Annotated in this window: 5 protein-coding genes; 2 read left to right on the top strand and 3 right to left on the bottom strand. The window is 45.6% G+C overall.

The genetic code is table 11. From position 1 onward, the window contains the following. From RTR63_RS07455 to RTR63_RS07445, 3 genes are all read right to left on the bottom strand, one after another. Positions 1-2,155: AAA family ATPase (locus tag RTR63_RS07455; RefSeq protein WP_312523537.1), on the bottom strand; the 2,155-nt coding region annotated here is incomplete at its 3' end. After that, positions 2,152-3,702: an exonuclease SbcCD subunit D C-terminal domain-containing protein gene (locus RTR63_RS07450; RefSeq protein ID WP_312523535.1), complete on the bottom strand. Its 1,551-nt coding sequence runs from the start codon at positions 3,700-3,702 to the stop codon at positions 2,152-2,154. The genes RTR63_RS07455 and RTR63_RS07450, both read right to left, overlap by 4 nt. 6 nt (positions 3,703-3,708) lie before the next feature. Next, entirely contained in the window at positions 3,709-4,674 is a 966-nt protein-coding gene (locus tag RTR63_RS07445) for a hydrogen peroxide-inducible genes activator (RefSeq protein ID WP_312114172.1), read from the bottom strand. A 570-nt stretch (positions 4,675-5,244) separates the two neighbouring features. Between RTR63_RS07445 and ahpC the strand changes: the two genes are divergently transcribed. Next, a complete protein-coding gene (gene ahpC / locus RTR63_RS07440) occupies positions 5,245-5,811 on the top strand; it encodes an alkyl hydroperoxide reductase subunit C (RefSeq protein ID WP_076774574.1) in 567 nt (188 codons plus the stop codon). 138 nt (positions 5,812-5,949) lie between these two features. Beyond that, complete coding sequence (cytX, locus tag RTR63_RS07435; RefSeq protein ID WP_312523533.1) at positions 5,950-7,149, top strand: putative hydroxymethylpyrimidine transporter CytX; 1,200 nt, start codon at positions 5,950-5,952, stop codon at positions 7,147-7,149. Positions 7,150-7,170 lie beyond the last annotated feature (21 nt).

Raw genomic sequence — 7,170 nt, 5'->3', positions numbered from 1 at the left:
CCAATGTTTGAAGGGCTTGGCGGTCTATATCGTCATCGGTGCTGGGGGCTGCAAAGGGCGGCAACGCTTCAATTACCTGTTGTACAGGCTGAGCATGTATAAGGTGTTGGCTGGCAAGCTGTAATTGATTTAATAAGCGTTGATTGTGTGCCTGTAGGTGCTGCAAATGCTCATTGCGCTGTTGCTGGCTATTAGTGAGTGCATGTTCTTCAAGCAATAACTGCTGTAATTGGCGATTAATGTCATCAAGCCGTTGTTTGGCAATCGCTAATTGTTGCTCGGTATCATCGGGCGTGTAGGGCTGATGGGTAGCGAAAGGGTGCGCGGTTGAGCCACACAGCGGGCAAGGTTCGCCGTGGCGTAATTTATTGCGCTCCTCGGTCAAATCTTGAATTTTTGCCAATAAAATCAAGTTGCGATTTAACAGTTCGGCAGTCTGCTCGGCGGCTTGTTGCTGCTGCTCGCTAGTTAGTCGTTGGCTAGCAATCTGAGCCAATTGAGTTTGACCCTCGGCTAACTGCTGCACAAATTGCTGATAGTGTTGTAGGTTGGTTTGCCAAGTCTGCACATCGCTTTGCATAGCGATAAGCTGCTGGTCGGTTCGCCAATAAGTTTCAACCTGCTGGCGCAATGCTGCTGCCGACTGCCCTTGTGTCAGATGATATAAGTGACTGGTTTGGCTCTCTAAGTTTTGTCGATGCTCAGAAATTTGTGATTGCAACTGCGTGAGCTGTGATTGCAGAGCGCAGGCTTGCTGCTCATTGTGCTGAAAATCACCCTGTAACTGCTGCCGTTCGGTGGTGAATGTCTGCACTTGTTCACTAAGTGCTTGGCTAGTTTCTTGTAGCTGGGTGAGGGAGGCCAATGTTTGAGGCAAGGTTGTTGCCTGGGGGATTTGCTGCTGCGCTTGGATGAACTGCTCACGCTGTGTTTGCTGGCTAACAAGCTGCTGCTGCTGACTATCAATGCTTTGGGCATTGTGAGCCAATTGCTCATTAAGCTGTGACAACTGCTGCGCAATCTCTTGGGCGTACTGATTTTTTTGCCCAAGGGTAGTATCAAGCTTGCGCACTTGGTTTAATAACGGTTGGACTTGTTGCCAGTCGTTTTCGGTTTGCTGGGCTTTTGCTTGACGTTCCGCTTGGTTTTTTTGAGCAAGTTGGCAATTGTGTTCGGCGGTGGGTAGCTGGTGTTGATAACTGGCAAGCTCACTGAGCTGTGTGCTCAACAAATCGCGCTGATAATCAAGTTTTTTAATATCACCCGACACTTCAAGGGCTTTTAGTGCGCGCTGTAGTTGGATTTTTTGTGGGGCAAATTGGCTTTCTTGCTCGGCAAGGTCGCGTGCTTCCTGCTTAAGCTTATGGATTTGGTGCGTGTAGGCGTCAAGGTTTTGTCGCCATAGCTTATCAGACTCGATTTTAGTCATGGCGGTTTTGGTTTGATTGACGATGTCAATCAGGGCGTTTTTTTGTGAGGTTAGGCTTTGTACTTCTTCATCAGATAACACCGTCATGCCTGATAAGCGATCGGTGAGGGTCTTAAGTTCAGCGTCTGATTGGGTTTTAAACTCATGTACTTTTTTTGAGATATCGCCATAGATTTCGGTGCCGGTGATTTCTTCGAGCAGATTGGAGCGCTCATCGCTATTGGCTTGCAAAAAAGCAGCAAAACTGCCTTGCGCCAGTAGCATGGCACGGGTAAAACGGTCAAAATCCATGCCGGTGAATTCAGCGACCAGTTTTCTAGTTTTTCTGGTTTGGGTTTCAAGCGGTGGTAAATCTGCAGCTTCATCGGTAAAAGGGGCGATTTCGTGCGTCGGCGATTGCAAGTTGCCTTCGGGGTTTTTTCTGGCGCGCTTTTGTAGCCAAGTACAGCGATAACTGCCACTTTTGGTGGCAAAAATCACTTCACTCAAACATTCGCCAGTATGGCGTGACATGAGGTCATTTTTGCTTTGGGTAATCTCACCCAAGCGTGGCGTCGCACCGTATAAGGCAAGACAAATGGCATCTAAAATGGTGCTTTTACCCGCCCCTGTCGAGCCTGTGATGGCAAAAATACCTTCATCGGCATACGCGGCATGGCGAAAGTCAATTTCCCATTCGCCTTGCAATGAATTAAGGTTTTGAAAGCGTAGCTTTAAGATTCTCATTGCTGCCCCCCTTGCAAGCTTTCAAGCACTTCAGTATATTTTGACCATAGCATGGGTTTTTGCTCTTCTAGCACTTGATGGGCAATTAGACAGCGTTCAAACACTTGTGTTGGGTTTAATTCTTCAAGCGACTCATCCATGCGCTGGCTTTGCATCACCTGATCGCGTTTTTGCTGATTTTTGATGCGTAGTACTTCAAGCCTAGAGTCGTTAACCAGTTCTGCAATTTTTTCTGATAAATCACCCACGACTTCTTCCCCGTCATACACCACTTCAAGCCAAACCGATTGTTGGGAATTTTTTAGGCTGTGTAAGCTAGTTTTGATGGTTTGCCAATCGCCTCTGAGCGTTTGTATGGGTTGGAACACAGGAACAGGCAGTGATTGCAGGAGGGTAGTATCGCTAAGCTTGGCTACATTGTAAGGCTGCCCGCTACTTTGTCCACTAAGTTTTTGCTCACTCATTTGTCCACTTAGATGATCACTGGGTGTATCATACTGTGCTTTATAGCTCGCTTGTGCGTCAATAGCTACTTCAATCTCAGCCTCTGCATTTATCGCTTTAAGCATTGGAGATTCAGGCAACTCTACCTCCGCAAATAAATCCATCGACGTATGGCTCATCCTTTTGCGTTTGTTGACAGGGGTTGGCGCAGAGACAAGCGGTTTTTTTTGAATGGTTAAAGTCTGTAATGGCTGAGACAGTAGGTCAGGGTTGGCATCAAATCGCAGCAAATGCACTTGTTTTTGCTGGCGACTTTCACTAAAACCCATGGCAATGGGTGAGCCAGCGTAACGAATGTGTGGTTGTCCGCCAACCGCTTGCGGGATATGCAAATGCCCAAGCGCGACATAGTCAATCTGTGGGTGAAAAATCTCGGCACCGATACTACCCAGTGAGCCGACATACAAATCACGCACCCCATCGCCTTCCATCGTTTGCCCACCGACGGTAAATAAATGCCCCGTTGCCACAATCGGAATGCTACGCTTATATTTGGCATGCAGCTGCGCTTGTTGCGCAATGGCAATATCGGCAATCTGTGCATAATGGGTTTTGATGCCTTGGGCAAGTTTGCGTTCTTTATCATCAAGGCGTTCGCCATGCCCGACGGTTCGCACATCACGGTCACGCAAGTAGGGCACTGCCATAACAATGAGTTCAGGTTGCCCTGCTTTATCTGATAACGTAATCACTTCATCAGTCGGCGTATCTGTCATACTACCGATGATATGGATGTTAAAGGCTTTGAGTAGCTGTTTGGGCGCCTCCAAAAAACTGGCTGAATCATGGTTGCCCGCTACGATAATCACATGACGGCAATCGGTATCGCAAACTTGACTTAAAAAATCATAATATAAATTTTGCGCTTGGTTGCTGGGCGCGGTGGTATCAAAAATATCCCCTGCAATCAATAGCACATCGACTTTTTGCTCACGCAGCGTCTGTAACTGCCAGTCTAAAAACTGCTTAAATTCATCGTAGCGTGGCTTACCGTAAAGCCTACGCCCCAAATGCCAATCTGATGTATGTAATAAAGTGAGCATAAAAAATTATGCCTCTGTGGCGGGCTTCGCTGAAGTCATGGACTCAGAGTCTGCGGTGGCTAGCGCAGACGCCGATTCGCTATCGTGTAACCCTTGGGCAAACAAGCGACCCAATAGATTAACATCATCGACCCGCGCATAGTTGAGACGGGTGACAAACGCCAAGCGGCGATGCGGACCGGCTTCATTGAGCGGCACTAACGACACATTGGCAGTTTGCTGGCGCACTTGCCCAGCTGCCATTTGCGGGACTAGCGTGGTGCCCATACCGCTGATAGCCATTTGAATTAACGTATGCAGGCTCGCTTCACTAAAGGCGTGTTTGACGCGGCTTTTATCGAGGTGACACACCGATAGCGCATGATCGGTCAAACAATGTCCTTCGCCTAGCAGCATCAAGTTACTGTTGGCTAACTCGTCGGCATTGATGCTGGGTAAGTTGGCATGTTTACTGTCTTTAGCAAATACCGCCAAAAACGTCTCTGACCAAAACTCAAATGATAGCATGCCGTCAGTATTGTAAGGCAGCGCAATAATGGCGGTATCAATCGCGCCATAACGGACTTTTTCAAGCAGTCGCTCAGTTTGTTCTTCTACCACATTGAGCTGAAACTGTGGGAATTGTTGGCGCAGTAGCGGCAATACCTTGGGCAGCAAAAACGGCGCAATGGTTGGGATAATACCAATCGTCATCGGATAGGCGAGCGGGGTTTGGTGCGTCTGGGCGCGGGTCACCAAATCATTGACTTCGGCAAATATCCGCGTGGCTCGCTCAAGAATTTCCTCCCCAATCGGGGTGATTAGCACTTGTTTGTTGTTACGCTCAAAAATTTGGGTATCAAGCTGCTTTTCCAGCTCTGCAATCCCTAAGCTTAACGCAGATTGTGAGATATTACACTCTTCTGCTGCCCGTTTAAAATGCTTGTATTTGGCAACTGCCAATGCAAATTCTAATTGTCGTAATGTAATCATGGTTTGAATTTTAACCTTTAAAATAGCGTAAAATTTTCGCTAACGCGTTTTAGTTAAAGATAAATAAAAAGATAAAAAGGTAAAAAAACTGACGGCTACCCTAGCAAACAACACGCAAAAGATGCATGCTAAAAACTTCAATCAACCGAATCATTTCAAATTTAGTTTACCATTTTTGTGTGCTTTTACGAGTGGAATATTTTTTAATCTATCATTAATTTGGTTTTGGTATTGAATTCATTATCGAGTCTTTCAAAATAATTACAAGATAGCCTAAAGATTGAAACTATAAGGCAAAACTATCAAGGTTAATTTAAAAAATTAATCAATAAATTAAAAACTTTAAACTAGACTCAATCTTAAATTGTACTAAGATAAACCCATCGATAACAACGTTTGATGGGTAAAAAACAGCAACCGACTATAGCCTAACAAGCTAGAAGCCTAAAAAGCTAGGTTGCCAATGACATCAAATTTGTGTTATCAATATAGCACTCACTGATTTGGTTTTGCCAAGTGGTGATGTTGCTAAATTTTAATCACAACAATAGCTTATATAAGGAAAAATCCATGGCTGCAATTATCAACCAAACCATTCCAGAATTCAAAACTCAAGCATATGTGAATGGTGAATTCAAAGAAATATCATCAGATGACGTTAAAGGCAAATGGGCAGTGTTTTTCTTCTACCCACATGACTTTACTTTTGTTTGCCCAACTGAACTTGAAGACATGGCAGACCATTACGAAGAAATCAAAGCATTAGGCGCGGAAGTTTATGCGGTATCGACAGACACCCATTTTGTACACAAAGCATGGGCAGATGCGTCACCTGCAATCGCTAAAGTAAAATACCCAATGCTTGGCGATGGTACTGGTAAAATCACCCGCGGCTTTAACGTGATGATTGAAGAAGACAACGCTGCGCTTCGTGGTACTTTCTTGGTAGACCCAGACGGTAAAATCAAAGTGGCAGAAATTCATGACTTAGGTATCGGTCGTTCTGCCAAAGACTTAATCCGTAAAATCCAAGCCGCTCAATACGTGCGTGACAACGACGGTGAAGTATGTCCAGCGGCCTGGGAAAAAGGTAAAGAAACCTTAAAACCAAGCCTAGATTTAGTGGGTAAAATCTAATCTTGATGGTCAAATGTTTTATTGACTGACAATTAGATAAAGTTAAAAACCTCAAATTGAAAGATTTGGGGTTTTTTTATTCAACTACTGTTGTTAACAATGATAAAATCAGCTTCTTTGAAGCTTGAGAAAATAACCATGGATAGCGCACAAACCACTCACCAAACTGGCAGTCAGACCACAAGTAGCCATCACGCCTTGCTGTGGGCAGGGGCAGCTGTGTCAATCGCTGAGATTTTGACGGGCACCTACCTTGCGCCATTGGGGTGGGAGCGTGGCTTGTTAGCCATCGTCATTGGGCATATGATAGGCGGCGTGCTATTTTTTTTAGTCGGCTATATTGGGGCAACCCAACGCAAAAGCGCCATGGAAACGGTGAAGGGTAGTTTTGGTTTTCAAGGTGGGATGCTTTTTGCTTTGCTAAATGTTGTGCAGTTGGTCGGCTGGACAGCCATCATGATTTATGATGGGGCATTGGCGGTCAATGGGATTTGGGCTATCGGACAAGCGGCATGGTGTGGCGTGATTGGTGCGCTGATTGTGTTGTGGCTGTGGATGGGCAACCGCTTCTTTGGCAAAATCAATGCGTTGGCGGTAGCTGGGTTATTTATGTTAACGCTTATTTTGTCGTTTAAATTATTTAAGTTAGGCGCTGGGGATGTGGCAGCGACAAAAGACGTGGCAGCAGCGATGAGCTTTGGGGCAGCGGTGGAGCTCGCGGTCATTATGCCATTATCATGGTTGCCGCTGGTGAGTGATTATACTCGCCATACGCAAAAACCTTTGCAAGCGACGCTTGTGAGCACCGTGAGCTATGGGGTGATGAGTGCGTGGATGTATGCGATTGGACTGGGCATGGCATTGTATACCCAAACGTCGGATTTTGCCCAAATGCTATTACAGCTTGGATTGGGCGTGACAGGGTTATTGTTGATTGTACTTGCGACGGTGACAACCACATTTTTGGATGCGTACTCGGCAGGCGTGTCGGGTGTCTCGCTGTGGCAAAAACTCCCAGAAAAAGGCTTGGCAATTGGCATTACCCTCATCTGTGCCATCGCAGCGATGCTGTTTCCCATGGATGATATCACTGAATTTTTATACTTTTTAGGCTCGGTGTTTGCGCCAATGGCAGCCATTCAAATTGTGGACTTTTTTATTTTAAAAAATAGTGGTATCAAACAGCGTTTTAATGTCAAAAATTTGATTGTCTGGGCGATTGGTTTTTGCTTGTATCGTTATTGGCTTGCCCATCCACTCGATATCGGGAATACCTTGCCGGTGATTATGGTGACAATGCTGCTATGCTTCTTGGTTAATGTATTCACAAAAAAATAATGCCGTCCGCCACGCTTAAAC

It is taken from the genome of Moraxella sp. CTOTU47724 (assembly GCF_032014955.1).
GTDB classification, from domain to species: Bacteria; Pseudomonadota; Gammaproteobacteria; order Pseudomonadales; family Moraxellaceae; genus Faucicola; species Faucicola tetraodonis.
Note: the sequence above shows the minus strand (reverse complement) of the source record. Positions and strands in the feature narration are given on the sequence as shown.

Excerpts from the sequence above, each read along its gene's own strand:
- cytX (WP_312523533.1), top strand. The coding sequence starts at position 5,950 with ATGGATAGCGCACAAACCACTCACCAAACTGGCAGTCAGACCACAAGT.
- RTR63_RS07445 (WP_312114172.1), bottom strand. The coding sequence starts at position 4,674 with ATGATTACATTACGACAATTAGAATTTGCATTGGCAGTTGCCAAATAC.
- ahpC (WP_076774574.1), top strand. The coding sequence starts at position 5,245 with ATGGCTGCAATTATCAACCAAACCATTCCAGAATTCAAAACTCAAGCA.
- RTR63_RS07450 (WP_312523535.1), bottom strand. The coding sequence starts at position 3,702 with ATGCTCACTTTATTACATACATCAGATTGGCATTTGGGGCGTAGGCTT.